Raw genomic sequence first — 22,109 nt, 5'->3', positions numbered from 1 at the left:
GATTTACCCCAGCTTGGCCAGCTCGTCTTTTACCAGCTGCTCCAGCTCCTCATAGGGGATGGCCCCCGGTACCAGCTGGTTGCCGATCAGGGTTGCCGGCGTGCCCTGCACCCCCAGGATGGTGCCGATGCGCAAGCTGTTGCGCAGCTCCTCGGTCGTCTTGGCATCGGGCTTGAGCGCCGTGTTGCCGGTGGCGGCCAGCGCCTTGTTGATGTCCGCCTCGGTCAACATGCCCTGCTTGCTCATCAGCTTGTCGTGCAGGGTGAGGAAGCGAGCCGGATCCTGTTGCCACAGGGTCAGGCTGTACTGGGCCGCCTTGGCGGAGCTCTGCCCCTTGAATGGCAGCAGCTTGATCACCAGCCCCAGATCGTTGGGGTAGGCCTTGAGCAGCTTGGCAACCTGGGGATCGAACTGCTTGCAGTAGGGGCAGTTGTAGTCGGTGAACAGCACCAGGGTCAGCTTGGGATTTTTGGCGCCAAGGCGCGGGCTGGTGGTGCTGTTGAACAGCACATCCTTGTTGCCCTTGATGAAGTCGCCGAGCTGGGCTGCCTGGGCCGCGGCGTTCTGCTTCTCCCAGGATTCGGCCGCCTCGTCGAGGATCTTGGGGTTGGCGACCAGGGTTTCGCGAATGAGCTCCTTGATGCGCGCCTCCTGCTCCGGGGTAAAGGGCGCGGCGTGCAGGGACGGCGCCGTCAGCATGCCGGCAGAGAGGGCGGTAAACAGGGCGAGGGTGCTGAGAGTCGGTTTCATGAGGTTCTCCTTAGAATCGGGTTATGCCGGGGCGGATGAGGCCCGCCTGGCTCAACAGAGTAAGCAGGTCGTCCTGATCGAGCAGGGGCGAGAGGGTCTCCCCCTGTGGCAGGCCGGGGCCGTAAATCTGGTTGAAAGGGACGGCTGCGGCGCCGCGCTTGCGCAGGAAGGCGGCTATGGCGTCGTCGGGTCTGCTCCAGTCGCCGCGCAGGGCCACCACATCGGGGGCCGAGAGGGCGGTTTGTACCTCATCGCGCAGCAACACGTTGTATTTGTTGGCCTTGCAGGTCACGCACCAGTCGGCGGTGACATCGACGAAGACCCGTTTCTTCTGGGCCAGCGCCGCAGTGATGGCTTGCTCCGAGAGAGGCTTCCAGACTACCCGATCGACGCTGTTGCTGCCCTGAACGGTGAACGCACCTCCCAGCAGCAGGGCTCCGCCGATGAGGGCCGAGAGGGAGAGGGCAAGGGTGAAGCCCCGGATGCCGTAACGCCAGATGATACCTACCAGCAGCACCAACACCATGACCACCATCAGCCAGCCGGTGGTCGTGCTGCCCAGATGATTGCCGAGCAGGCTGGTGAGCCAGAGGCTGGAGCCCAGCATCATCAGCCCGAGCAGGAGGCGCAGGTGGCTCATCCAGCGGCCGGGTTTGGGCAGCCAGAGCGCGATGCGCGGCACGGCCGCCACCAGCAGCCAGGGCAGGCTCATGCCGATCCCAAGTGCCGTGAAGACGAGCCAGAGCTGGCCGAGCGGCGCCGCCAGCGCAAACGCCACAGCTGTGCCGAGGAAGGGGGCCGAGCAGGGGGTGGCCAGCAGGGTGGCAAAGCTCCCTTGCAGGAAGTGGCCACCCAGACCCTGGCCACCGCGGGTGGCGAGCCGGGTGGTGAGGGAACTGGGCAGACGGATCTCGAACAACCCCAGCAGATTGGCGCAAAACAGCAGGGTCACCAGCACCATGAAGCCGATGAACGTCGGGCTCTGGAACTGGATGCCCCAGCCGACCGCCCCCTGCGTAGCGCGCAGCAGGCTGCTCATGGCTGCCAGCACCCAGAAAGAGGTGACGATGCCTGCGCTGGCGGCGAGAAACTGCTTGCGCACATCGCTTTGTTTTTGCTCTTGGTGTTGCAGCACGGAACCCAGCTTGAGGGCCAGCACCGGCAGCACGCAGGGCATCAGGTTGAGGATGAGGCCGCCAAGCAGCGCCGCCCCCAGCAACCAGAACAGGGGCTGGCTCGGTTCGGGCAGGTTCAGGGGCTCGCCGATGGGGGCCTGGCCCTGCCAGGCCTGCTCCCCGCTGGTGAGTAACACTCCGAGCGCCTTGCCGCGCAAGTCAGGTGCATCCCCCTGCCAGCCATCGCTGACCGGGACGCGAGCGATCAGGGTGGTCTCCTTCACTTCAAGCTCGGGCTTGCCGAATTCCGCCCCTTCAAGGGTATCGATAAAGAGCGCCGGTGTTTGCCAACCGGCGGGCCGCTCGGCCATCAGTTGCAGCTGGTTTTGCTGATAACCCAGGCTGATCCGGATATCGGGGGGCAGTGGCTGGGGCAGGTTGCTCGCCGCCTTCGCATAGGCAAAATCAAAGCCGGCCGGCGCCTCGCCTCCGGCCGCGAGGGTGAAGGGGTAGTCGGTGAGGATGCAGACATTGCTGCAGGTCGAGAGGCGCAGGGTCCCCTTGAGCGGCTTGTCAGCGGGATAGTTCAGGCTGAGCGGGAAGCTTACGCTCTTTTCGTAACCCTGGGTGCTGAGGCCGGCCACCTCGAAATGGCGCGGCGCGGGCCAGCGCCACTGGAACGCCTCGACCGGCTCGTCCCACAGGATCTGGGGCGCAATCCCCCCTTCACCCGGGCTGTGCCAATAGGTTTTCCAGCCTGACTCGAGTTCGACATCGAGCAGGATGCGGGCCTTCTCCGGTGCGCTGCGGTCGGCCTGCAGCCGCACCCTGGCGTGATCGTTCTGGGGGCTGGTGAGCCAGCCCGTGTCGCTGGCCAATCCTATGGATTGCCACAGCAAGCAACCCAGCAGCAGGGTTGCCTTGAAGAGATTTGACATCTGTTTGGTCTCGCAAAAATGAGTGATGACTGACGAAGAACGCAGCCGGGCTCATTCCCGCCAGACGCAGAGGGTGAGGTGCAGACGCCGCTCCGGCGGCGAGATGGCCCTGGGGGGCGGCAAGGGTGGCGTGTAGCGCCAGAGCGGCGCCAGCAGGGCGATCAGCAGTGCGACGGCAAAGAAGATCTGTTCGATGCAGAGCAGGGTGGTGGCACTCAGCCATTTGCCATTGAGCTGGCAACTGGTGTGTTGCGGACTGGGGCTGGCCTCGGCCTGCTCGTCGTCCGTCACCTGGGTGAGCTGGATCTGGCAGCCGATGGCCTGATCGAGCAGGGCCAGCCGGGCCAGCGGCTGGGCCGCACAGTTGAGCACCAGCAGGCAGACCAGCAGCAGTAGGTGTTTCGCCACGCGTTGTTGGTGAATCATACTCGCCCCGTCCATCAAGATGGCCACATCCTAGCGAGCAATGGCAAGCGGGGCAAGCCGAGGCCCCGGCCGTGGCGGTGAGCCTGGTCAGTTCTGTCTGGCGAACGCTTGTTCGCTAAAAGGGGGATCAGTATACTGCGCCGAGTTCAAATTCGAGGTGTTCGATGCTCAAACTTGCCCGTGTGCTGCTGCTTGGTCTGCTGCTCGTCTTCTGGTTCCTGTTCGGTCTGCTGCTCTGTCTGGCCCGTCCGCGTCACCCCAACAACGTCTATGTATTTGCCCGCATGTATCACGCGGTGTGCCCGCTGATCGGGATCCGGGTCAAGGTGATGGTGGATGAGGCGGTCAAGTCGGTGGGGCCGGCGGTCTATGTCTGCAACCACCAGAGCAACTACGACATCTTCACCGTGACCGGCGCCGTGCAACCCGGCGTGGTGGCGGTGGGCAAGAAGAGTCTGCTGTGGCTGCCCTTCTTCGGCCTCATCTTCTGGCTCTCCGGCAACGTACTGATCGACAGATCCAACCGTTCCCGCGCCATTGGCACCATTGGCCAGGTGGTGGATCGCATCAAGGCGCGCGGCACCTCCATCTGGATGTTCCCGGAGGGGACCCGCTCCCAGGGGCGTGGCCTGCTGCCGTTCAAGGCTGGCGCCTTCCATACTGCCGTGCAGGCCGAGGTACCCGTGGTGCCCATCGTCTGCTCCAGCTACTTTGGCCAGATCGACCTCAATCGCTGGGACAACGGCGAGGTGCTGCTGGAGGTGATGGCTCCGGTATGCAGCAAGGAACACGGCGCCGCCGGCATCCGTGAGCTGTCCGAGGTCTGCCGTAGCCGGATGGAGGAGAAGCTGGCCGAACTGGACAGCAAGCTCGGCCACCACAAGGCCGCATGACGCCTCGTCGCGCAAAATGAAGGGGAGCCGCTGGCTCCCTTTTTTTATTGGTGAATTTCACCATTTTGTTGGTGATATTCGCTAACTCATTGCCGGTCATTCGGTACCATCAATTCCCATCTCATTGTAAAACAACATAAAAATATCTTGGCACGGCACTTGTAATGCTCTGAGAAGAGCTAACCATCCCATCAACAAGGAGCCAGACCATGAGCGTATTCAGCCGCCTGACCGACGTGATCAATGCCAACCTGCACAGCCTGCTCGACAAGAGCGAAGAGCCGGAAAAGATGTTGCGCCTAATGATCGAGGAGATGGAGCAGGTCCAGGTCGAGATGCGTACCCAGGCCGCCCGCATCATCGCCGAACAGAAACAGCTGGAGCGGCACCAGCAGACATTGCAGCACCAGATCCAGGAGTGGTCGACCAAGGCCGAGCTTGCCCTGCAGAAGGGGCGTGAGGATCTGGCTCGCGCCGCCCTCACCGAGAAGCTGGCCGAGGTCAGGCGTTGTGAGCAACTGGAGCAGGACAAGGCCCGGGTAGCCGAGGTGCTGACCCAGCTGACCGCCGACAGCGAGCGGCTGGCGGCCAAGCTGACCGAGGCCCGCGAGAAGCAGAAAATGCTGACCCTGCGCGAACAAACTGCCCACAGCCGGCTGCGGGCCCGCGCCCAGGTCGACAACCAGCGGATGCATGAGCTGATGGCCCGTTTCGACGGTTTTCAGGGGCGGATCGATCAGCTGGAAGCCCAGCTTGAAGCGGCGACCCTGGGCCAAAATCCTTCGCTCGAGGCACAGTTCCGCGAGCTGGAGCTCAATGACGAGATAGAGCGTGAGCTGGCTCGCCTGAAAGGCCAGAAGGCGGAGGTGTGATCATGCGCCCCTGGCCCAAGGATCTGGTGCATCGCAAACTGACCGGGGTGTGCGCCGGGATTGCCAATCGGCTGGGGGTCTCCCGTGTCACGGTGCGAATCGTGGCACTGATCGCCCTGATCCTGCTGCCGCCGGTGACTCTGGCCGCCTATCTGCTGGCAGTGCTGGTGATGCCACCCCGTTATGAATTGAAACGCTGGCTGGATTGACCGCAGGGTCAGCGAGTCGGCCTCATCCTCTGTAAGGAGCAAGATATGCTGGAATTTTTCGTATTGCTGGTGGTGTTGGTGATCATGGCGCTGACCGGCTTTACCCTGATTGCCATGTTGCTGGTCAGCGGTTTGTTCGTGCTGCTGGGAGCCCTGGGCGGCATGCTTGCTCTCATCATCAAGCTGGCGCCCTGGCTGCTGCTGGTACTGGTGGTCTGCTGGCTCATCAGCAACCGCAAGCGCCGCACCAACACCTACCTCTAGTTGTCATACGTTGTTAATGCTTCCCGAACTCCCTTTGTTGGCCACTCAATAGAGTGGCCTTTTTTATGTTGGCGCTCAAACGTGCCGGGATTGCCACTCCCGATACCAAGCCGGCCAGAAGGCGGGCTCCTGCATCAGCCGCTCCTTGACCGTTTTGGGCTGCTGCTTGAGACGGTATTCGATGCGCAGGGCCGTGCCCTTGTCTGCTACCTGCTGTTGCCATGCCAGGACAAGCGGCCCCTTGCCACGCAGGGCACGGGATCCCTTGCCACTTTGGTGTTGGCGCAGGCGGCGACCCGGATCCGTGCTGATCCCGGTGTAAAGGGCTCCTGTGGCCGTGCGCACCATATAGACGAACCAGTCGGTGGGCGGGGAGGAAGATAAGGCGGGCTGTGCCGCGGATTTTTTCATTCGTGCTCTCTGTGCCAAACTCAAGGCTAACCTTGGGAGGTGCAATGCGATTCTGGCTCTGGTTGTGGTTCCTACTGGCGACACCCGCGATGGGAGAGACGCTCCGTCTCTACGATTACCATCAGCATCCCCCTTTCAACACCGGGCCTGATGCGGGGATGAGTCGGGAGCTGGTCAAGTATCTCAATGAAAAGCTGGGGGGTGAACCCAGAATAGAACTCTGGCCGGTCAATCGTGCCAGACTGGCGCTGGAGATGTCGGATCCCGGCTTCGACTGCCTGGTTGCCTGGGTCAATCCGGCCTGGATGGGAGATCCCATGCGCGAACGCTACCTCTGGACCCTGCCCATCATGCGCGATACCAACGAACTCATCTCCAGCGTGAACAAGCCGGTCATCTATCACGGGCCGGATTCACTCAAGGGGCTGGTGTTCGGGGGCGTCGAGGGGTATCGCTACCAGGGTATTGATGAGGCCGTGGCGAGGGGAGAGGTCATTCGCCATGATTCCAAGAAGGTGAAGAGCAATTTCAGCATGCTGGTGCGGGGCCGTATTGATGTGACCCTGGTCCCGGGCTCGGCGCTGGCCTTCTTCACCCGGGATCCTGCGTTCGAGGGCAAGCTGTTCGTCTCTCCCTTTGCCCAGTCCACCTATTCCCGCCATATATTGCTGCCCAAGTCTCGCCGCGATCTGCATACCAGATTGAACGACATCGCCGAGCAGATGGACAGGGATCCCCGCTGGCACCAGGTTCTGGAGTCCTACCGCACCGCCCCCTGAGGTCGTCTGAGGCGATGCAGCGGCAGCAGGCTGACCAGCAGGCCGGCCCAGACGAAGGCAAATCCCACCGATTTCACCGGATCCGGCGTCTCGCCAAACCAGTAGATGGCGATCAGGAAGGCGAGGCTCGGCTCGATATATTGCAACAATCCCACCGTGCTCATCCGGGTTCTGGCGACGGCGTAGCAGAACAATCCCACCGGCAGCAGGGTAGCGGGAGCACTGCCGATCAGCAGCAGCTTGTCGGTCAGATCGCCATTGACAAACATTCCCTCGCCCTGCCACGCCAGCAGGCCGATCAGCAACAGGGCGACGGGCAGCTGCACCAGCGCTTCAAGGTAGAGGCAGGTGCCGGTGTCGTAGTGGATCTTCTTCTTGATGAGGCCATAGAGGGCGAAGTTGGCACCCATGATGAGGGAGAACCAGGGCAACTGGCCGTAGCAAAACAGCATGTAGGCGAGCCCCGCCAGCGCCAGGGCGACCGCCAGGTGCTTCTGCGGGGTGAGCCTCTCTTTGAGGAAGAGCACGGCGAACACGATATTGAACAGCGGTGTCATGAAGAAGGCGAGGCTGGTTGCCAGCACCTGGCCGGTGGTCAGGCACCAGGTGAACATGCACCAGCTGATGGACATGACGGGGCCCGCCAGCAGGATGAGGCCAAGCTGGCGTGGCTCGCCGCGCAGGCTGGCCCAGGGAACCTTGTGACCGATCAGCACGAACAGGGCACCCAGCAGCACCACGGACCAGAGCACCCGGTGAGAGATGAGCTCCCACATGTTGACCTCGGGCATGAACTGATAATAGAGCGGCAGCATGCCCCACAGAATGAAGGAGAGGGCGGCCGTGCCTGTACCTAGCCAGTTTTTCATGATCACCTGTTTATTAAATTAAACGCGCGTTGAGATGATATGTGTCTCGTTTGGCTTTCACAAGAGGGAAACCGGGAAAAGCTGTTACTATGAGCCCCATGCAACGTATCGATATCCTGTTTGAGCAAATCAGGGCCTGCCGTCTGTGCGAAGCCCATCTGCCGCTAGGGCCGCGCCCGGTGATCCGGGGGGCCGGGAGTGCTCGTCTGCTGATCATCGGCCAGGCGCCCGGTACCCGGGTTCATGCCAGCGGCATCCCCTGGGACGACGCGTCCGGCGACCGGCTGCGTCACTGGCTCGGAGTGGACAAGGCCACCTTCTACGATGAATCCCGCATCGCCATCATGCCGATGGGCCTCTGCTACCCCGGCAAGGGCAAGTCGGGGGATCTGCCGCCTCGGCCCGAGTGTGCCCCGACCTGGCACGACAAGGTGCTGATGTTGCTGCCCAATATCGAGCTGACCCTGCTCATCGGCCAGTACGCGCAAAACTATTATCTGCGCGAGTCGGGCAAGGGGTCGCTGACCGAAACAGTGCGCAGCTGGGCAGAGTACGGGCCCGGCTGGCTGCCGTTACCGCACCCTTCACCGCGTAACACCTTCTGGCTCAGGAAAAATCCCTGGTTCGAGCAGGATGTGCTCCCGCACCTGAGGAAGAGGGTCGCTCCCCTGCTGGTGTGACCCTCGGTTTTGTTCAGACCGCAGGTTCGGCCAGCGGTTTTGGCTTGCCACGGGCCATGGCCACCAGCGGCAATATGATGCACAGACAGCCCAGCAGCAGCGGCAGGCCGGGCTGCTCGTCAAACAGCCACACCCCGATGGCGACAGCCATCAACAGGCCCGTATATTCCGCCGAGGCGATCTTGCTCGCCTCCGCCTTGCGATAGGCCATCACGCACAATCCGGCATAGACCATGATGAGTGCCGACGAGCCGAAGGCTGGCCACCACATCTGCCACTGCCACTCTCCCCCTTCCCAGAAGGCCAGCGCCAGGATGAAGGGCATGCTCAGCACATTGGTGAAGAACAGGGTCTGGGCGATGGGCTGCTTGAGCGGGATCCGCTTGATCAGCAAATTGTTGACCGCCATGGAGAGCGCCACCCCGAGTGCCGCGAGTGCAGCCCAGTTCACCTCGGTCGGGCGCAGCACGATGAGCACCCCGACGAAGCCGATAAAGGCCGTCAACACCTTCTGGCGCGAGATGGCCTCCCCCGCCAGCCATACCGCCAGCGGCACCATCATCAGGGGCGCAGCGTAGAAGAGGGCGTTGGCGGTGGCGAGTGGCAAGCGGGTGAGGGCGATCACCATCAGGCAGACGCCGACCGCCCAGATGTGGGCACGCAGCAGATGCCACTTGAGCGCCACCGGCGGGTGGCGACGCCACGACCAGAGCAGCCAGGGGGCCAGCAGGATGGCGGCAGAGAGCTGGCGGAAAAAGACAAACTGAAAGACGGGCTGGCTCGGTTCCAGCACCTTGACCAGCGCATCAGAAAAAACCGCCACCATGTTGCCCAGCACCAGATAGAGGATGCCGATCCCGACTGCATTCATACCGCCTCCCGTTTCAGAGTAGAGAAGGGTAGCTCGGGCGCAGTTATCCAGTAAAATGATAAAAAATAACCATCTATGAGATTTTTGGATAATGAAATTGCCCCCCCTGCGCGCCGTCCAATATTTTGAGGCGGTTGCCCGTTTGTTGAGCTTCTCCCGCGCCGCCCTTGAGCTCAACGTCAGCCAGAGCGCGGTCAGCCACCAGATCCGCTTGCTGGAGGATTTTCTGGGGGAGCGGCTGCTGCTGCGTCAGGGGCGAGCGCTGTCATTGACGCCGCAAGGGGAGGTCTATTTCGAGGGCATTGCTGCGGGCCTGGCCCAGATTGCCCAGTGCAGCGAGCAACTGCGTGGTGGCGGCGAGATGCGGCTGCGCCTCGCGGTCTACAGCTCGTTTGCGGTGAAGTGGCTGATCCCGCGCCTGGCCGGTCTGCGCCAACTCTACCCCGAACTGGATCTGAGCCTGGAGATGGTGGCAGAGGATCCCGAGCTTTCTGATCGGGTGGCGGATTGCTTCATCACCGTCTCCCCCGAGGGGCGTGGCTATGTCCACGATCTGCTCTATCGGGAGCGGTTGATGCCGGTGTGCAGCCGGCGCCTGTGGCAGCAGGTGGAGGGGGAGTGGCCGGCAGCCCTGTGGCAGCTGCCGTTGCTCTCCATCCAGGCGATTTACAGGGAGAAGGGGGAGGATTGGCGACGCTGGGCGGAGGCGGGCGGGCTGATGATTGCGCCCGAGGCAAGAATGCACCACTTCAGCCATATCCTGCTGGCGCTGGAGGCGGCCAACTGGGATCAGGGGGTGGCGCTCATCAACGATTACATGCTGCAGCCGGAGGATCCCCGTCTGGTGCGCTTGCCGCTGCATGCCCTCGAGACCGGGGACAACTTCTACTTTGTCTGCAAGCGCTCGCGGGCCCATGAGCCCGCCATCAACCGGCTGCGCCAGTGGCTCTGGCAGGAGGCGCAGGCCAGCCTGCGCCCCGGGGAGACGGAGCCGCTCAGGCGCGTTTGAACTGTGCTCTGGATAAAGAGACTGGATGGCCGAGGGGCCGATCCCGGGCGTGCCCTGATAGCGGTGGAGAGTCCACCGCTATCAGGAGGTGCGATGTTTAAGCGCGTTTGAACTGGCTCAGGATAAAGAGGCTGGTGGCGCAGACGACGACCGATGGACCGGCCGGGGTGTCCTGATACCAAGAGAGGGTGAGGCCGCCCAGTACCGCCAGGCAGCCGATCAGCGCGGCAAAGCCGGCCATCTGCTCCGGCGTCTGGCTGAAGCGGCGAGCGGTGGCAGCGGGAATGATCAAGAGCGAGGTGATGATCAGAGCCCCGACAAACTTCATCGCCACGGCGATCACCAGGCCAATCAGCAACATCAGCACGCAGCGCAGCACATCGACCCGGATCCCTTCAACCCGCGCCAGCTCCTCCGAGATGGTCATGGAGAGCAGGGGATCCCACAATCGCCACAGGGTGAGCAGCACCAGGGCGCCGCCACCATAGATCCAGATCAGGTCCATCGGCTGCACCGAGAGCAGGTCACCGAACAGGTAGGCCATCAGATCGACCCGCACGTTGTCCATAAAGCTCAAGGTAACCAGACCCAGCGACAGTGCGCTGTGGGCCAGGATGCCGAGCAGGGTGTCGGTGGCCACCTGCTGGTTGCGGCTCATGATCACCAGCAGCATGGCCATGGCGAGGCAGCAGACCACCACCGCCAGGGTGAGATCCACTTGCAGCAGGATACCCAGCGCGATGCCGAACAGGCAGGCGTGGGAGAGGGTGTCGCCGAAATAGGCCATCTTGCGCCATACCACGAAGCTGCCGAGGGGGCCGGCCAGCAGGGCGATGCCGAGACCTGCCGCGAGGGCATATAACAGAAAGCTGTCCACTTGAAGGTCCTATTGCTTGCGCTATTTGTTGCGAGAGGGCAGGCGAATGACGGGAGCCTGCGGTTCATGATGATGGTGTTCGCCGTCGCAGTGGTGATGGTGGGTGTAGACCGCCAGTACCTCCTGCTCGGGCCGCCCGAACAGACGGGCAAATTCGGGGTGGCGCGCCACGCTCTCCGGCTCGCCATGGCAGCAGACGTGGCGATTGAGGCAGATCACCTCGTGGGTGCTGGCCATCACCAGGTGCAGGTCGTGGGAGACCATCAGCACGGCGCAGTTGAGCTCGGCGGCCAGCTGACCGATGAGGGCATAGAGCTCGATCTGGCCGTTGATGTCGACCCCCTGTACCGGTTCGTCCAGTACCAGCAGCTCGGGTTTGACCAGCAGGGCGCGGGCCAGCAGCACCCGCTGCATCTCGCCGCCTGAGAGTTTCTGCATTCGGTTGTCCAGCAACTCCTGGGCGCCGACTCGGCCCAGTGCCTCCTCAATGGAGAGGCGACTGTTTTTGCCCAGTTGCAGGAAGCGGCGAACCGTCAGCGGCAGGGTGGGATCGAGATAGAGGCGCTGGGGGACATAACCGACCCGTAAATCACGGCTACGGTTGATCTCGCCGGAATCCGGGGTGAGCAGGCCCAGCACCAGTTTGCTCAGGGTGCTTTTGCCTGCCCCGTTGGGGCCGACCAGGGTGGTAATTTTGCCTTTATTGAGGGAAAAGGAGACCTTGTCGAGCACAGAGCGTCCATCGAACGACAGACTGACCTCTTTCAGCTCCACCAGTTGGGTCATGACAACTCCGGGGTTTACAGCCAGTGAGAGTTATAATATAACAAAAAAATTGGTTTGTTATATTATCACAATGACACCTGCTGACGAGACCCTCAATGCGAATTCTTGCCCTGATCACTGCCCTGCTGGCAGTGAGTTTGCCCGTTCGTGCCCTCGAGGTACTGACTACCATCAAGCCCCTCGGTTTTATCGCCGCCGCCATCACTGACGGCGTGAGCGAGCCCAAGGTTCTGCTGCCCACCGGCGCGTCTCCTCATGATTTCTCCCTGCGTCCTTCCGATATTCGCAGCATTAATGGCGCCGATCTGGTGGTGTGGGTTGGCCCTGAACTGGAAGGCTTCATGGCCAAACCACTGGCCAACCACTCTCATGTGTTGACCCTGACCCAGGTCGAGGGCATGCCGCTGTTTGATTACGCCAAGCAGGAGGGGCACGAAGAGCACGCAGATGAAGAACATGAAGGTCATGACCACGATGGCCATGAGGGACATCACCACGAGGGCATCGATCCCCACCTCTGGCTGGGACCGACCCAGGCCAAGGTCATCGCTCGCGCCATCGCCGTCGAGCTCGGCAAGCAGGATCCGGCCAACAAGTCTCGTTATGAGGCCAATCTCGCCGCCTTTGATGCCAAGGTCGATGCCAAGGACAAGATCATTGCCGAACAGATGAAGGCGGTGAACCAGAAGGGATATTTCGTGTTCCATGAAGCCTATGGCTACTGGGAGCGCCACTACGGCATGAGTTCGAAGGGCCACTTCACCGTGAGTCCGGAACGCCGCCCGGGAGCCAGGACGCTGGTGGAGATCCGCAAGGCGCTGGAAGAGAAGCAGGCCAGTTGCATCTATGCCGAACCGCAGTTTTCCCCCGCCGTCATAGAGTCGGTAGCCCGCAATACCGGGGCCAGGGTATTGCTGCTGGACGAAGTGGGTGAGCAGGTGCCGCTCGGTCCGGATGGCTATCCCCAGTTCATGCAGCAATTGGCGGATGCCTTCGCCCAGTGCCGTTAAGCCTGTCCTTGTCGCGATAGCGCTTGGCCCGCCTACTATACTGACCTCCAGCATCTGGCATGGAGTGTCCGGTATGAAATGGTGGCTCGTCCCTGCCTGCGCGTTGGCCCTTTTGGGGAACAATGTGCAGGCCTCTCGTCTCTCTGACTATATCGCCAGCCCCGAATTGCAGGCCAAGTTGCAGGAGGTGTATGGCGGCAGGGCGATCCAGCGGGCCGAGGCATTCTCCCGCCTGCTTGCGCCGCGGGCCGGCACCACGGATCAGCAAAAGCTCGAGCTGGTGAACAATTACTTCAACAATCTGACCTACAGCGATGATCCCAAGCTGTGGGGGATGGAGGATTACTGGGCCAATCCGCTGGAATTTATCGGCGCCCGCGGTGGAGACTGCGAGGACTACAGCATTTCCAAATACTACACACTCATGGAGCTGGGGGTAGCGGAGGGGAAGTTGCGGTTGGCCTACGTCAAGGCGGTGAGATACAACCAGTTTCACATGGTGACGCTTTATTTTCCGACCCCCAAATCAGACCCGTTAGTGCTCGACAATATCAACAGCCGGATCCTGCCAGGCAGCAAGCGCACCGATCTTATTCCCGTCTACAGCTTCGATGCCAAAAGCATCTGGATCATGAAGTCCCGTCGGGAGGGGACCCTGGCGGGGAGCGCAGACAGGCTGGCGCAGTGGACTGCCATGAAGACCCGCTTCTCCAGCGAACATCTGCGCACGCCACGCCGTCAGTTATAGTTTCCCGGCCGCTTTCAACTCGGCAAAATAACGCGCCGCACCGGGGTGTTGTTCAATGCTCAGCACAGGACCCGTCTTGTTGCGGGCCCGATAAAACATATTGGCATAGCCATAGGTCTGTTCATTGAACTTGGTTTGCTGGTCCACCATGGCCTTGGTCAGCTGGTAAACTGCCTCTTCCGGCATAGTGGCATTGGTGACCAGAGTGGCGGCGATGGCGAAGGTCGGGGTCGGCTTGAGATTGCCCGGATAGATGCGGGCTGGTATTTGACTGCGCTGGTAGTATTTGACGTCTTGGATCAGTTGTTCCCTGAGCTCACCATCTACCGGCAAGAAACTAATGGCGCAGCGTTTGGCGGCATTGAGTACATGGCGGTTCGGATGGCCCATGACGACGGCGAAGGCATCTATCTGTTTGCTGCACAGGGACTCGGGCAGGTTCGCCATGCTCTTGAGGTCGAGATCCTGCTCTTTTATTCCCAGCAGGTTGAACAGCGCCAGAGCGGTTTGGCGGGTACCGGAGTTTTTCAATCCCATGTCGATGGGGGCAAGTTTGAGCTGCTCCAGTTTGGTGATATCACCATCGGCGCGGATCACTATGGTAAAAGGCTCAGCATGAGTGGCGAACAAGGCTCGCAACTCGGGTTGTGGCTTGCCGGTGAAAGGGCCTGCGCCCTGGCTGGCCTGGTAGAGCCAGTCTGACTGCACCATGGCGTAAGAGACGTCGCTGCTCTTCAGGCGCTGCAAGTTCTCCAGTGAGCCGGAGGTGGCTTGCAACTGGCAGTTCAACTGCGGAGCCAGGCGACAAAATTCCCCCATGATTTGATGGTATATCCCCTGTTCACCCCCAGTGCCAATGGTGACGGAGGCTGCCGTGGCAGCCGGTTGCCAAAGCAGGGCCAATAATAGGCTTATCCTTCTCATGATTGAACCTCCCTGGCATATCCGTCGATCCCCCAACTGCGCAACTTGTCTACTTCAGCCAGCTCGCCCGCCTCGGCCAACAGGGTGTAACCGGTTGCATGCATGGTTTGCGAGACCAGATGCCAGTAAATAGGAGCCTCCGTTATCTGGCAACAGATAAACACGGGATTGAGAGGATCGAGTTGATTGAGGGTGTCCGCATTGAGAGGAATGGCGCTGAAAGCGAGTTCAACCCCCTGCTCTTGCAGTGAGAGCAAGAGGGACTGCCCTTGATTCGGAAAGGCGGGGAGATCCCAGCGCCAATCCAGTGTCTTGCCACGGCCCTGGGTCAGCAAGGGGGCTATTTCCGGCCATTGTGGGTGGTTGAGCAGGGAAAGCGGCAAAGAGATGCCCTCGACGTTTTGTTGTAGCCATGGAGCCAGGGCCGCTTCGATAACTGAGAGCTCACTGTCGGCTGACACTGTTTGCTCAGGCAGGAATCGTTGATAGAGGGGGATCTCTCCCTGGGTCGAGAAAAATGTTTGCAGATAGCCTCCTCTAGCTTGTGAAACCATTCCATGCAACGGAACGTGAGGTGTCATAGGAAGCTGTTTACCCAGTTGGGTGATCTTGAGGCGTTGTTGCAGCAGATCCCGTTTTCGTTCCGAGATCAGTTGATTGATGGAGGATGTCACTTCTCTGAGATCGTGCAGCCAGGGGGTGGACAAGGTGTTGTTGTACTGATGCTTGCGAAGCCGGCCAAGTTGCAGGTTGATATCTGTCAGTGGTCGCAGCAGTCGCTTGCAGGCCCAGGAGATCGCCAGGGTAAAAACCAGCAGCCCTGCCAGCAAGGCAAAGCCGGTGCGGCTGATGGCATTCCAAAGATGCTGATAGGCATAACCACTGTGTCCTTCCAGCGTCAGTGTGCCCAGTATGCGCCAACCATCGGTCAGCTCTTGTTCGCTCCTGACAGGTGGCATGTCAATGGCCGAAGGGAGCCAGGACGGCACATTCTGCTGGGAGGATTGAAATACCTTGTTGAGCAGTATTTGGCCATCGGGATCAACCAGGGTCACAGCGCTGACAAAACCGCCATCGAACATGGCATTGACGATGGTTTCGGCCAGTACCTTGTCATCGTTGAGCAGGGTGCCCTGCAGTACCAGACCCAGGGCGGTAATCGCCGTCTCCAGATTGGCCGACATCTGGTCGATGATGGATTGGCGGACGGTCGTGATCTCAAGCAGAAGCAGCAGAACGGCACCGATTAGAAACAGAACGAAAATCATTCTGTTTAACAATTTGGCTAGCGACATATCCACTCCATGGAAAAGTTATTGCAACATTTATGTGCCTTGTTCCGAATCGAGTCTGACCCAGTTCTTAAAAATAAGAAAAAATCGTTAAAAAAGGCGATCATTTCTGCCCATAAGGGAAGGTTATGCATAAAATGTGAGGTTCATGCAGATTGCGATGAACTTTTTGTATCTTTATTTGTCCAAAAATCAGTTTTATACGGTTTTGTCACAACTGACATCGCAACTCACACTATTTAGATCTAAACACAGGATAGCGGATGAAACGTCTCCGTCCCTTGGTCGCGCAGGCTGCCAACTGGGAACCACCGGTTCCCCGCAAACACTTTTATGCCATGGTAATGCTGACGGCCATGACCCTTTCAGCCGTCGCATTGCTCCCGGCACCAGGCGATATCCTGGAACGGCCGTTGCGCCTTGAGTTGCCAATTGATACTGCCGGTACGGCAACCAACGAAAACAACACCGACTTCAACGAAATCCCGGATCACGAGCTGGTTGAGCCGAGCACACCCGAAGATGACATCCCGGTCGATACCACCCCACAATGGCAGGATTATCAGGTCCGCAGTGGCGAGAATCTGACGGCGATCTTTAACAATCTGGGACTCTCTACCACCACCCTTTACAAGGTGCTGGATGCTGACAACAAGAACTATCTGGCTCGTCTCAAACCCGGGCAAAATATCGAGCTGCTGATCGATCAGGACAACATACTGCAGCAACTTAAGATCCGTCTGAATATCAAGCAAACACTGGTAATGTCGCGCAGCGATGATGCCTACACCTCCTCCATGCTCAACGAAAAGGTGGAGTGGCAGCCGCAGCGTTACAACGGGGTGATCAACGGCAGCTTCTATGTCAGTGCACGTAATGCTGGCATTCCGGCCAACCACATCCAGAAGATCGCAAACCTGTTTCAATGGCGGCTCAACTTTGCCAAGGACTTGAAAAAGGGCGACAAATTCAAGGTGCTGGTGCGTCAGGAGACGGTTGAAGGCAAGGGCACGGGCAACAGCCAGCTGCTGGGAGTCGAAGTGACCAGTCAGGGCAAGACGGTATCGGCCTGGCTTGCCGGAGATGGCAACTATTACGATGGTGAGGGTAACAGTCTGGAGCGCGGTTTCCGCCGTTATCCCACCCACAGCCGTTACCGGATCAGCTCCAACTTCAACCCGGCGCGCAAACACCCTGTAACGGGGGCTATCCGTCCCCATGAAGGCACCGACTTTGCTTTGCCGATAGGGACGCCAGTGTTGGCAACCGGTGATGGCGTCGTCCAGAAGGCGACCAGTCACCCGCTGGCGGGCACCTATATCGTCATCAAACATGGACGTACCCTAGCGACCCGCTATCTGCACCTGAGCAAGCTGCTGGTCAAGCCGGGCCAACGGGTGAAGATGGGCGACAAGATTGGCCTGTCGGGCAATACCGGCCGCTCTACCGGTGCCCACCTGCACTACGAGCTGCGCATCAACAACCGTCCGGTCAACGCCATGACCGCCAAGTTGCCAATGGCAGAGGCGCTCAGTGGTAAGGAACGTCGTCAGTTCCTGGCCCAGGTGAAGAGTTATCGCAAGGAGCTGGAGGCGAGTTGATATCGTCTCTTGCTGACGCAATAAAAAGGCCCCGCCACACAGGCGGGGCCTTTTTATTGGGAGGTGGGGCCGGATCAGTAACCCTTGTCGAAATCGATCTTGCCCTCCAGCGGTTGACCGTCGATGAAGCGGATATAGTTGCGCACGAAGATCTGGGCCACATCTTCCGGGAAACTGTAGGCGCCGTTGTGCGGGGTCACGATCAGATTGGGCTGCCCCCAAAGCGGGCTATCAGCCGGCAGGGGCTCCTGTTCGAACACATCCAGTACCGCCATGGCCAGCTTGCCGGTGCGCAGGGCAGTAAGCAGATCATCGGATTGGACCGCGCTGCCACGTCCCACATTGAACAAGATAGCCCCCGGCTTGCAGTGTTCGAAACGGGCCGCATTGAAGAGATGGCGAGTTTCCCGCGTGGCAGGCAGCACGCTGACGATGACATCGGCCTGGGCCAGCAGCTTGTTCAGGGCTGGGAGCTGATAGACCTGCTCAAATCCGGCTCGTTCCCGCCCGGATCGGCTGATGCCGAGCACCTTCATCCCAAAGTGTCTGCCGGTATGGGCGATATGTTGGCCAATGCTGCCGGTACCCAGGATCAGCATGGTGCGCCCCTTGAGACCCTGATAGGAGTGGCTCTGCCACAGGCGTTGCTTCTGTTGCTCCCGGTAGAGCGGCAGTTGACGCATCAGGCTGAGCAGATGGCCGAACACATATTCGCTCATCAGCGGTCCGAAGATGTCGCGTACATTGGTGAGCTGGTAATCTCGACGGCTACCCGCCTCCAGCAAGACGTCGACCCCCGCATAGGTGGATTGCAACCAGGTCAGCTTGCGGGCTTTGGTGATCAGGGGTTTGGCGCGGGCCGGTTCCGCCATCAGGATATGGGCTTCACCGATCAGTTTTTCCGCATCGGCCTGATTATCTGCCCGCAGAATGCGCAGGTGAGGGAGGTTGGCGGCCTTGAGCAGACGTTCGTAGTGAGCATTATCCTGGCTGAGCAAAAGAAGGGTGCGTTGGCTCATACTCTTGTTCCTTATCAGAATTCGCGGCGCAACGAGATGTCGCCCTTGCCCTCATCTTACCCGAGTTGATGTTGCAACATAGCCGACCAGGGCGCATTTTCGTTTTCGCCACGTCCTGTGTGGGCTACAATCTGCCCCACATTTTGCAAAGGATCCGACTCCAGTGTTTGGTGACAAGTTTTATAAGCGACTGGCCGAGCTACAGCCTTGGCAGCAGACCGTCTACACCCTGGCGCTGGCAGAGCGCATGTACCCCAACTATGCCCTGTTCAGCCAGGCCTCCGGTTTTGGCAATGCCGCTTCTTTCCGGCATGCGCTGGATCAGATGTGGAACTACCTCACCGTCAAGGGATCTCGGGTCAATCTGGGGGCAATTCTCGAAGATTTCGAGTCGCACATTCCGGATCCCCGCAAGTTTGAATCTTACGGTGCCTACCCGGCGCTGGATGCCTGTGTGGCGCTGGGTTGTGCCTACAACTCTGTCATTTGCCGGGTGGGGGAAGAGGCCAATGACGCCAGCCATGCCTCGGTTGGTACCGTAGCCGGCTTTATCGATATGCTGGAAGAGCGCGAGCTGACCGAAGAGGAGCTCTACGAGCACGAATACATGGAGGCCGAGCTGGAGTTTCAGGTTGAACTACTCAAGCGGGTTGCCCACGAGCGCGACAGTGATCGCATCCTTGCCATCAAGAAGTTTGCCTCCCAGGGGGGCGTTTCCAACATAGGCATCAGCCTGGAAGAGTAATCTCTCTTTAGTTCGAGGTGACACCTTCGTCACTCAATCAAAAAGCCAGTCATTCTCCTGACTGGCTTTTTTTATCGAGTTTTTATTTACCGACTCAAGGTATAGCCTTAAGTCAGAGGGAGGGGTGACTGGCGCGCCATATGTTGTTGCTTGCGAAGATTTCCAACGCACCAGGATGAACATGACTCAACTACTCCGGCGACGGCTCATGGGGCCTTTGAGCAAGCCTGTGACAACCTGGATGGAGCAGTACCAACCAGAGTGGAGTTTATTCATGAAAATAACTGGAAATTCATTTTAATGACTAGGTTATCGGTAGTGAATGGGGATGGAAAAGGCGCATGGAAATTGTGCGCCTTCGTTTTTCGTTTCGGTATTTCCGTTGTATTGAGCAACAAGAAACGATTTTCCATCAGTTGTTACGCGTTATAGACTCAAACAAAAGCAATACTGTGGACTTTTTAACCATGAGTGACGTAATTAAGAAGTTTCTGAAACTGGAGGCTGCCTCCGGGATTATTCTGATCATGGCGGCATTGCTGGCAATGGTATTGGCCAACACAGGATTGGCTGGTGGGTATCAGGCATTCCTCGATACCCAGGTACAGGTACGTATCTCCGCCCTTGACATCAACAAGCCGCTGCTGCTCTGGATCAACGATGGCCTGATGGCGATTTTCTTCCTGCTGGTTGGTCTGGAAGTCAAACGCGAAATGCTGGAAGGTGCGCTCTCGTCCCGTGTGCAGGCGACCTTCCCGGCCATTGCGGCCGTAGGCGGCATGCTGGCTCCGGCCCTCATCTATGCCTTCTTCAACTATTCGGACGAAGTAGCCCGTGCAGGCTGGGCGATCCCTGCCGCTACCGATATTGCATTTGCCCTTGGCGTGATGGCGCTGCTGGGCAAGCGAGTGCCGGTGAGCCTGAAAGTGTTCCTGCTGGCGCTGGCGATCATGGATGACCTGGGGGTCATCATCATCATTGCGCTCTTCTATACCCAACAGCTGTCGTTGGCAGCGCTGGCTGTAGGCATCATGGCGACCCTGCTCCTGTTCTGGATGAACCGCCGTGGCGAGGACAGGATTAGCCTCTACATGGTGGTGGGTCTGGTACTTTGGGTGGCTGTGCTCAAGTCCGGTGTTCATGCGACTCTGGCTGGTGTGGTGGTGGGCTTCATGATCCCGCTCAATGGCAAGCGTTATGCGTCGCCGCTCAAGCATCTGGAGCATGCGCTGCACCCTTGGTCCGCCTTCCTGATCCTGCCGCTGTTTGCCTTTGCCAACGCCGGGGTCTCGCTGGAGGGGATTGGTCTCTCCTCCCTGATGAGCCCGGTGCCCATGGGGATCATGCTGGGATTGTTTGTTGGCAAGCCGCTCGGGGTGTTTACCATCAGCTGGTTGTCGGTCAAGCTGGGGATCGCTCAGTTGCCGAATGGAGTCAATTTCAAACAGATTTTTGCGGTCAGCATTCTCTGTGGTATCGGTTTTACCATGTCGATGTTTATCGCATCGCTGGCCTTCGAGCATGGCGGGATGGATTATGGCAGTTACTCCCGTCTCGGGATCCTGGCGGGTTCCACCATGGCAGCGCTGGTTGGCTATCTGGCACTGCGGTTGTCTCTTCCCAAGGGGGAGGGAGATCAAAATGCGGAGGGATTATGAAAACACCATGGTTGTTACTGTTGCTGGCCAGCCCCCTTGTCTGGGCTGATGGTCTGGAAGAGTGCAAGCGGGACGCAGCCTCGGCCAGCTGTTCTACCTACCTGAACGGAGTAGTGGACAGCGCCCTGCTGCTCGGTGACAAACAGGCCAAGGCCCGTTTCGGAGAAACCTTCTATGAACGGGCCCTGAGCAGCCGGGCAGGGGAGCGGCTCAAGCACGCCAACAAGCGCTATTGTGGTGATCGACAGCCGGATAAAGATCGTCTCAAGGCCAGCTTGATGGAGCAGTTTACCTTGAACAAGGTTGACTCGGTCAGCGACATGTATGACATTCTGGCGGTTGAACTCAGCTGCTACCGGAGCCCGCGAAAAGCGGTAACCCCATCGGATGTCACACCTTAACTACAACCACCTCTATTATTTCTGGATGACTCAAAAGAAGGGCTCCGTTACCCAGGCAGCGGAAGCCCTTTTTTTGACACCACAAACCGTGACCGGCCAGATCAAGCTGCTGGAGCAGCGCCTGGGTGGCAAACTGCTCAAGCGCAAGGGCCGTTCCCTCGAAGCGACCGAACTTGGCCAACTGGTTTTTCGCTATGCCGACAAGATGTTCAGCCTCTCCTACGAGATGCTGGATATCGTCAACTATCGCAAGGAGAGCCAGATCCTGTTCGACGTTGGTATTGCCGATGCCCTCTCCAAACGCCTCGCCAGCCGGGTGCTGCTATCTGTCATCCCCAACGATGGCTCCATTCATCTGCGCTGTTTCGAATCGACCCACGAACTACTGCTGGAGCAGCTCAGTGAGCACAAGCTCGACATGATCCTCTCCGACTGTCCGGTGGATTCCAGCCAGCACGCGGGGCTGCTCTCCAAGCGGCTCGGGGGCTGTGGTGTCAGCTTCTTCTGCAAGGCGCCGTTGCCCGAGAAACCCTTTCCGGCCTGTCTGGAGGAGCGCAAGCTGCTTATTCCCGGACGCCGTACCGCCATGGGACGTCAACTGACCCAGTGGTTCGAGCAGCAGGGGGTATCGCCGAGTATCCTGGGTGAGTTCGACGATGCGGCCCTGATGAAGGCATTCGGTTTCTTCAATCAGGGTATCTTCATGGCTCCCACCATCTACCGGGAGGAGATCCTGGAGGGGGAAGAGGTGATGTTGCTGGGGGAAACCCAGGATTTGACGGAGGAGTACTACGTCATCTTCGCCGAGCGGATGATCCAGCACCCCGCAGTCAAACGGGTATGCGAGAGTGATTTCACCTCCCTGTTTGCCGGGCAGGAGAACTTCTCGGCGATCCAGCCTGCCACCCTGTCGTTTTAAAACGGCTCGTCACCACGTATCATCGCCGACTGGCAGAGGAGAC

The 22,109-nt window shown here is 59.5% G+C and carries 25 protein-coding genes; 14 read left to right on the top strand and 11 right to left on the bottom strand.

Annotated features, from left to right (window positions below; genetic code table 11):
- Positions 1 to 3: 3 nt before the first annotated feature.
- From ACB034_RS11010 to ACB034_RS11000, 3 genes are read right to left on the bottom strand one after another with little or no spacing between them, the layout of a single operon-like run.
- Complete coding sequence (locus ACB034_RS11010) at positions 4 to 750, bottom strand: DsbA family protein (RefSeq protein WP_371172831.1); 747 nt, start codon at positions 748 to 750, stop codon at positions 4 to 6.
- A 10-nt stretch (positions 751 to 760) separates the two neighbouring features.
- Positions 761 to 2,803 carry a protein-disulfide reductase DsbD family protein gene (locus ACB034_RS11005; RefSeq protein WP_371172830.1) on the bottom strand — a complete coding sequence of 681 codons (2,043 nt, stop codon included), beginning with the start codon at positions 2,801 to 2,803 and terminating at the stop codon, positions 761 to 763.
- A 51-nt stretch (positions 2,804 to 2,854) separates the two neighbouring features.
- Positions 2,855 to 3,229 carry a hypothetical protein gene (locus ACB034_RS11000; RefSeq protein ID WP_371172829.1) on the bottom strand — a complete coding sequence of 125 codons (375 nt, stop codon included), beginning with the start codon at positions 3,227 to 3,229 and terminating at the stop codon, positions 2,855 to 2,857.
- 164 nt (positions 3,230 to 3,393) lie between these two features.
- Between ACB034_RS11000 and ACB034_RS10995 the strand changes: the two genes are divergently transcribed.
- The 4 genes from ACB034_RS10995 (at position 3,394) to pspG (ending at position 5,467) form a co-directional block, all read left to right on the top strand.
- Positions 3,394 to 4,122, top strand: coding sequence for a 1-acylglycerol-3-phosphate O-acyltransferase (locus tag ACB034_RS10995; protein ID WP_371172828.1), 729 nt, complete (start codon positions 3,394 to 3,396; stop codon positions 4,120 to 4,122).
- A gap of 209 nt (positions 4,123 to 4,331) precedes the next feature.
- Positions 4,332 to 4,994 (top strand): phage shock protein PspA, encoded by a 663-nt coding sequence (gene pspA / locus ACB034_RS10990; protein WP_342017684.1) that lies wholly within the window; start codon positions 4,332 to 4,334, stop codon positions 4,992 to 4,994.
- Positions 4,995 to 4,996: 2 nt separating this feature from the next.
- A complete protein-coding gene (locus tag ACB034_RS10985; protein WP_026457503.1) occupies positions 4,997 to 5,203 on the top strand; it encodes a PspC domain-containing protein in 207 nt (68 codons plus the stop codon).
- Positions 5,204 to 5,248: 45 nt separating this feature from the next.
- Positions 5,249 to 5,467: an envelope stress response protein PspG gene (gene pspG, locus ACB034_RS10980; RefSeq protein ID WP_042025875.1), complete on the top strand. Its 219-nt coding sequence runs from the start codon at positions 5,249 to 5,251 to the stop codon at positions 5,465 to 5,467.
- 75 nt (positions 5,468 to 5,542) lie between these two features.
- Here the strand turns inward: pspG and ACB034_RS10975 are convergent, their stop codons facing one another.
- Positions 5,543 to 5,878 (bottom strand): GIY-YIG nuclease family protein, encoded by a 336-nt coding sequence (locus ACB034_RS10975; RefSeq protein ID WP_371172827.1) that lies wholly within the window; start codon positions 5,876 to 5,878, stop codon positions 5,543 to 5,545.
- 44 nt (positions 5,879 to 5,922) lie between these two features.
- Between ACB034_RS10975 and ACB034_RS10970 the strand changes: the two genes are divergently transcribed.
- A complete protein-coding gene (locus ACB034_RS10970) occupies positions 5,923 to 6,657 on the top strand; it encodes an ABC transporter substrate-binding protein (protein WP_268855389.1) in 735 nt (244 codons plus the stop codon).
- Here the strand turns inward: ACB034_RS10970 and rarD are convergent.
- Positions 6,639 to 7,526, bottom strand: a complete 888-nt coding sequence (gene rarD / locus ACB034_RS10965; protein ID WP_042025872.1) for an EamA family transporter RarD — start codon at positions 7,524 to 7,526, stop codon at positions 6,639 to 6,641. The genes ACB034_RS10970 and rarD overlap by 19 nt on opposite strands.
- Before the next feature lie 98 nt (positions 7,527 to 7,624).
- On the opposite strand from rarD, the gene ACB034_RS10960 reads away from it, so the two are divergent.
- The gene (locus tag ACB034_RS10960; protein ID WP_042025941.1) at positions 7,625 to 8,206 is read left to right on the top strand and encodes a uracil-DNA glycosylase family protein; all 582 of its coding nucleotides are present in this window, start codon (positions 7,625 to 7,627) and stop codon (positions 8,204 to 8,206) included.
- A gap of 13 nt (positions 8,207 to 8,219) precedes the next feature.
- On the opposite strand, the gene ACB034_RS10955 is transcribed toward ACB034_RS10960, so the two are convergent.
- Entirely contained in the window at positions 8,220 to 9,077 is an 858-nt protein-coding gene (locus ACB034_RS10955; RefSeq protein ID WP_042071044.1) for a DMT family transporter, read from the bottom strand.
- 91 nt (positions 9,078 to 9,168) lie between these two features.
- On the opposite strand from ACB034_RS10955, the gene ACB034_RS10950 reads away from it, so the two are divergent.
- Positions 9,169 to 10,086, top strand: a complete 918-nt coding sequence (locus ACB034_RS10950) for a LysR substrate-binding domain-containing protein (protein ID WP_042071046.1) — start codon at positions 9,169 to 9,171, stop codon at positions 10,084 to 10,086.
- 97 nt (positions 10,087 to 10,183) lie between these two features.
- On the opposite strand, the gene znuB is transcribed toward ACB034_RS10950, so the two are convergent.
- Both znuB and znuC read right to left on the bottom strand, forming a co-directional pair.
- Positions 10,184 to 10,963 (bottom strand): zinc ABC transporter permease subunit ZnuB, encoded by a 780-nt coding sequence (gene znuB, locus ACB034_RS10945; RefSeq protein WP_026456077.1) that lies wholly within the window; start codon positions 10,961 to 10,963, stop codon positions 10,184 to 10,186.
- 21 nt (positions 10,964 to 10,984) lie between these two features.
- On the bottom strand, positions 10,985 to 11,749 hold the full coding sequence (znuC, locus tag ACB034_RS10940) for a zinc ABC transporter ATP-binding protein ZnuC (RefSeq protein ID WP_371172826.1): 765 nt from the start codon (positions 11,747 to 11,749) through the stop codon (positions 10,985 to 10,987).
- A 95-nt stretch (positions 11,750 to 11,844) separates the two neighbouring features.
- Between znuC and znuA the strand changes: the two genes are divergently transcribed.
- On the top strand, positions 11,845 to 12,759 hold the full coding sequence (znuA, locus tag ACB034_RS10935; protein ID WP_371172825.1) for a zinc ABC transporter substrate-binding protein ZnuA: 915 nt from the start codon (positions 11,845 to 11,847) through the stop codon (positions 12,757 to 12,759).
- A gap of 73 nt (positions 12,760 to 12,832) precedes the next feature.
- Positions 12,833 to 13,507: a transglutaminase-like cysteine peptidase gene (locus ACB034_RS10930; RefSeq protein WP_042025866.1), complete on the top strand. Its 675-nt coding sequence runs from the start codon at positions 12,833 to 12,835 to the stop codon at positions 13,505 to 13,507.
- Here the strand turns inward: ACB034_RS10930 and ACB034_RS10925 are convergent.
- On the bottom strand, positions 13,502 to 14,431 hold the full coding sequence (locus ACB034_RS10925; RefSeq protein WP_042025864.1) for a TAXI family TRAP transporter solute-binding subunit: 930 nt from the start codon (positions 14,429 to 14,431) through the stop codon (positions 13,502 to 13,504). The genes ACB034_RS10930 and ACB034_RS10925 overlap by 6 nt on opposite strands.
- On the bottom strand, positions 14,428 to 15,726 hold the full coding sequence (locus ACB034_RS10920; protein WP_371172824.1) for a LapD/MoxY N-terminal periplasmic domain-containing protein: 1,299 nt from the start codon (positions 15,724 to 15,726) through the stop codon (positions 14,428 to 14,430). Before ACB034_RS10920 ends, ACB034_RS10925 begins: the two co-directional genes overlap by 4 nt.
- Positions 15,727 to 15,986: 260 nt before the next feature.
- Here ACB034_RS10920 and mepM point away from each other — a divergent pair, with 260 nt between their 5' ends.
- Positions 15,987 to 17,324: a murein DD-endopeptidase MepM gene (gene mepM, locus ACB034_RS10915; protein WP_026456082.1), complete on the top strand. Its 1,338-nt coding sequence runs from the start codon at positions 15,987 to 15,989 to the stop codon at positions 17,322 to 17,324.
- 74 nt (positions 17,325 to 17,398) lie between these two features.
- Here the strand turns inward: mepM and ACB034_RS10910 are convergent, their stop codons facing one another.
- A complete protein-coding gene (locus ACB034_RS10910) occupies positions 17,399 to 18,343 on the bottom strand; it encodes a D-2-hydroxyacid dehydrogenase (RefSeq protein ID WP_371172823.1) in 945 nt (314 codons plus the stop codon).
- A 163-nt stretch (positions 18,344 to 18,506) separates the two neighbouring features.
- Here ACB034_RS10910 and ACB034_RS10905 point away from each other — a divergent pair, with 163 nt between their 5' ends.
- The 4 genes from ACB034_RS10905 to nhaR all read left to right on the top strand — a co-directional run bounded on the left by ACB034_RS10905 (position 18,507) and on the right by nhaR (position 22,066).
- Positions 18,507 to 19,088 carry a YjaG family protein gene (locus tag ACB034_RS10905; RefSeq protein ID WP_042071060.1) on the top strand — a complete coding sequence of 194 codons (582 nt, stop codon included), beginning with the start codon at positions 18,507 to 18,509 and terminating at the stop codon, positions 19,086 to 19,088.
- Between the two features lie 467 nt (positions 19,089 to 19,555).
- Positions 19,556 to 20,746: a Na+/H+ antiporter NhaA gene (gene nhaA, locus ACB034_RS10900; RefSeq protein ID WP_371172822.1), complete on the top strand. Its 1,191-nt coding sequence runs from the start codon at positions 19,556 to 19,558 to the stop codon at positions 20,744 to 20,746.
- Positions 20,743 to 21,147, top strand: coding sequence for a hypothetical protein (locus tag ACB034_RS10895; RefSeq protein WP_371172821.1), 405 nt, complete (start codon positions 20,743 to 20,745; stop codon positions 21,145 to 21,147). Before nhaA ends, ACB034_RS10895 begins: the two co-directional genes overlap by 4 nt.
- Complete coding sequence (gene nhaR / locus ACB034_RS10890) at positions 21,134 to 22,066, top strand: transcriptional activator NhaR (RefSeq protein ID WP_042025859.1); 933 nt, start codon at positions 21,134 to 21,136, stop codon at positions 22,064 to 22,066. Before ACB034_RS10895 ends, nhaR begins: the two co-directional genes overlap by 14 nt.
- Positions 22,067 to 22,109 lie beyond the last annotated feature (43 nt).

The sequence above is a fragment of the Aeromonas sp. S18(2024) genome, assembly GCF_041402525.1.
Classification (GTDB): Bacteria; Pseudomonadota; Gammaproteobacteria; order Enterobacterales; family Aeromonadaceae; genus Aeromonas; species Aeromonas enteropelogenes.
The sequence above is the reverse complement of the archived record's forward strand: the minus strand, read 5'-3'. Positions and strand labels throughout refer to the sequence as shown.

Excerpts from the sequence above, each read along its gene's own strand:
- ACB034_RS10910 (WP_371172823.1), bottom strand. The coding sequence starts at position 18,343 with ATGAGCCAACGCACCCTTCTTTTGCTCAGCCAGGATAATGCTCACTAC.
- rarD (WP_042025872.1), bottom strand. The coding sequence starts at position 7,526 with ATGAAAAACTGGCTAGGTACAGGCACGGCCGCCCTCTCCTTCATTCTG.
- mepM (WP_026456082.1), top strand. The coding sequence starts at position 15,987 with ATGAAACGTCTCCGTCCCTTGGTCGCGCAGGCTGCCAACTGGGAACCA.
- ACB034_RS10975 (WP_371172827.1), bottom strand. The coding sequence starts at position 5,878 with ATGAAAAAATCCGCGGCACAGCCCGCCTTATCTTCCTCCCCGCCCACC.
- ACB034_RS11000 (WP_371172829.1), bottom strand. The coding sequence starts at position 3,229 with ATGATTCACCAACAACGCGTGGCGAAACACCTACTGCTGCTGGTCTGC.
- ACB034_RS10925 (WP_042025864.1), bottom strand. The coding sequence starts at position 14,431 with ATGAGAAGGATAAGCCTATTATTGGCCCTGCTTTGGCAACCGGCTGCC.
- pspG (WP_042025875.1), top strand. The coding sequence starts at position 5,249 with ATGCTGGAATTTTTCGTATTGCTGGTGGTGTTGGTGATCATGGCGCTG.
- ACB034_RS10995 (WP_371172828.1), top strand. The coding sequence starts at position 3,394 with ATGCTCAAACTTGCCCGTGTGCTGCTGCTTGGTCTGCTGCTCGTCTTC.
- nhaR (WP_042025859.1), top strand. The coding sequence starts at position 21,134 with ATGTCACACCTTAACTACAACCACCTCTATTATTTCTGGATGACTCAA.
- ACB034_RS10920 (WP_371172824.1), bottom strand. The coding sequence starts at position 15,726 with ATGTCGCTAGCCAAATTGTTAAACAGAATGATTTTCGTTCTGTTTCTA.
- ACB034_RS10895 (WP_371172821.1), top strand. The coding sequence starts at position 20,743 with ATGAAAACACCATGGTTGTTACTGTTGCTGGCCAGCCCCCTTGTCTGG.
- pspA (WP_342017684.1), top strand. The coding sequence starts at position 4,332 with ATGAGCGTATTCAGCCGCCTGACCGACGTGATCAATGCCAACCTGCAC.
- ACB034_RS11005 (WP_371172830.1), bottom strand. The coding sequence starts at position 2,803 with ATGTCAAATCTCTTCAAGGCAACCCTGCTGCTGGGTTGCTTGCTGTGG.
- znuC (WP_371172826.1), bottom strand. The coding sequence starts at position 11,749 with ATGACCCAACTGGTGGAGCTGAAAGAGGTCAGTCTGTCGTTCGATGGA.
- ACB034_RS10985 (WP_026457503.1), top strand. The coding sequence starts at position 4,997 with ATGCGCCCCTGGCCCAAGGATCTGGTGCATCGCAAACTGACCGGGGTG.
- ACB034_RS11010 (WP_371172831.1), bottom strand. The coding sequence starts at position 750 with ATGAAACCGACTCTCAGCACCCTCGCCCTGTTTACCGCCCTCTCTGCC.
- znuA (WP_371172825.1), top strand. The coding sequence starts at position 11,845 with ATGCGAATTCTTGCCCTGATCACTGCCCTGCTGGCAGTGAGTTTGCCC.
- ACB034_RS10955 (WP_042071044.1), bottom strand. The coding sequence starts at position 9,077 with ATGAATGCAGTCGGGATCGGCATCCTCTATCTGGTGCTGGGCAACATG.
- ACB034_RS10950 (WP_042071046.1), top strand. The coding sequence starts at position 9,169 with ATGAAATTGCCCCCCCTGCGCGCCGTCCAATATTTTGAGGCGGTTGCC.
- ACB034_RS10970 (WP_268855389.1), top strand. The coding sequence starts at position 5,923 with ATGCGATTCTGGCTCTGGTTGTGGTTCCTACTGGCGACACCCGCGATG.
- ACB034_RS10930 (WP_042025866.1), top strand. The coding sequence starts at position 12,833 with ATGAAATGGTGGCTCGTCCCTGCCTGCGCGTTGGCCCTTTTGGGGAAC.
- ACB034_RS10960 (WP_042025941.1), top strand. The coding sequence starts at position 7,625 with ATGCAACGTATCGATATCCTGTTTGAGCAAATCAGGGCCTGCCGTCTG.
- nhaA (WP_371172822.1), top strand. The coding sequence starts at position 19,556 with ATGAGTGACGTAATTAAGAAGTTTCTGAAACTGGAGGCTGCCTCCGGG.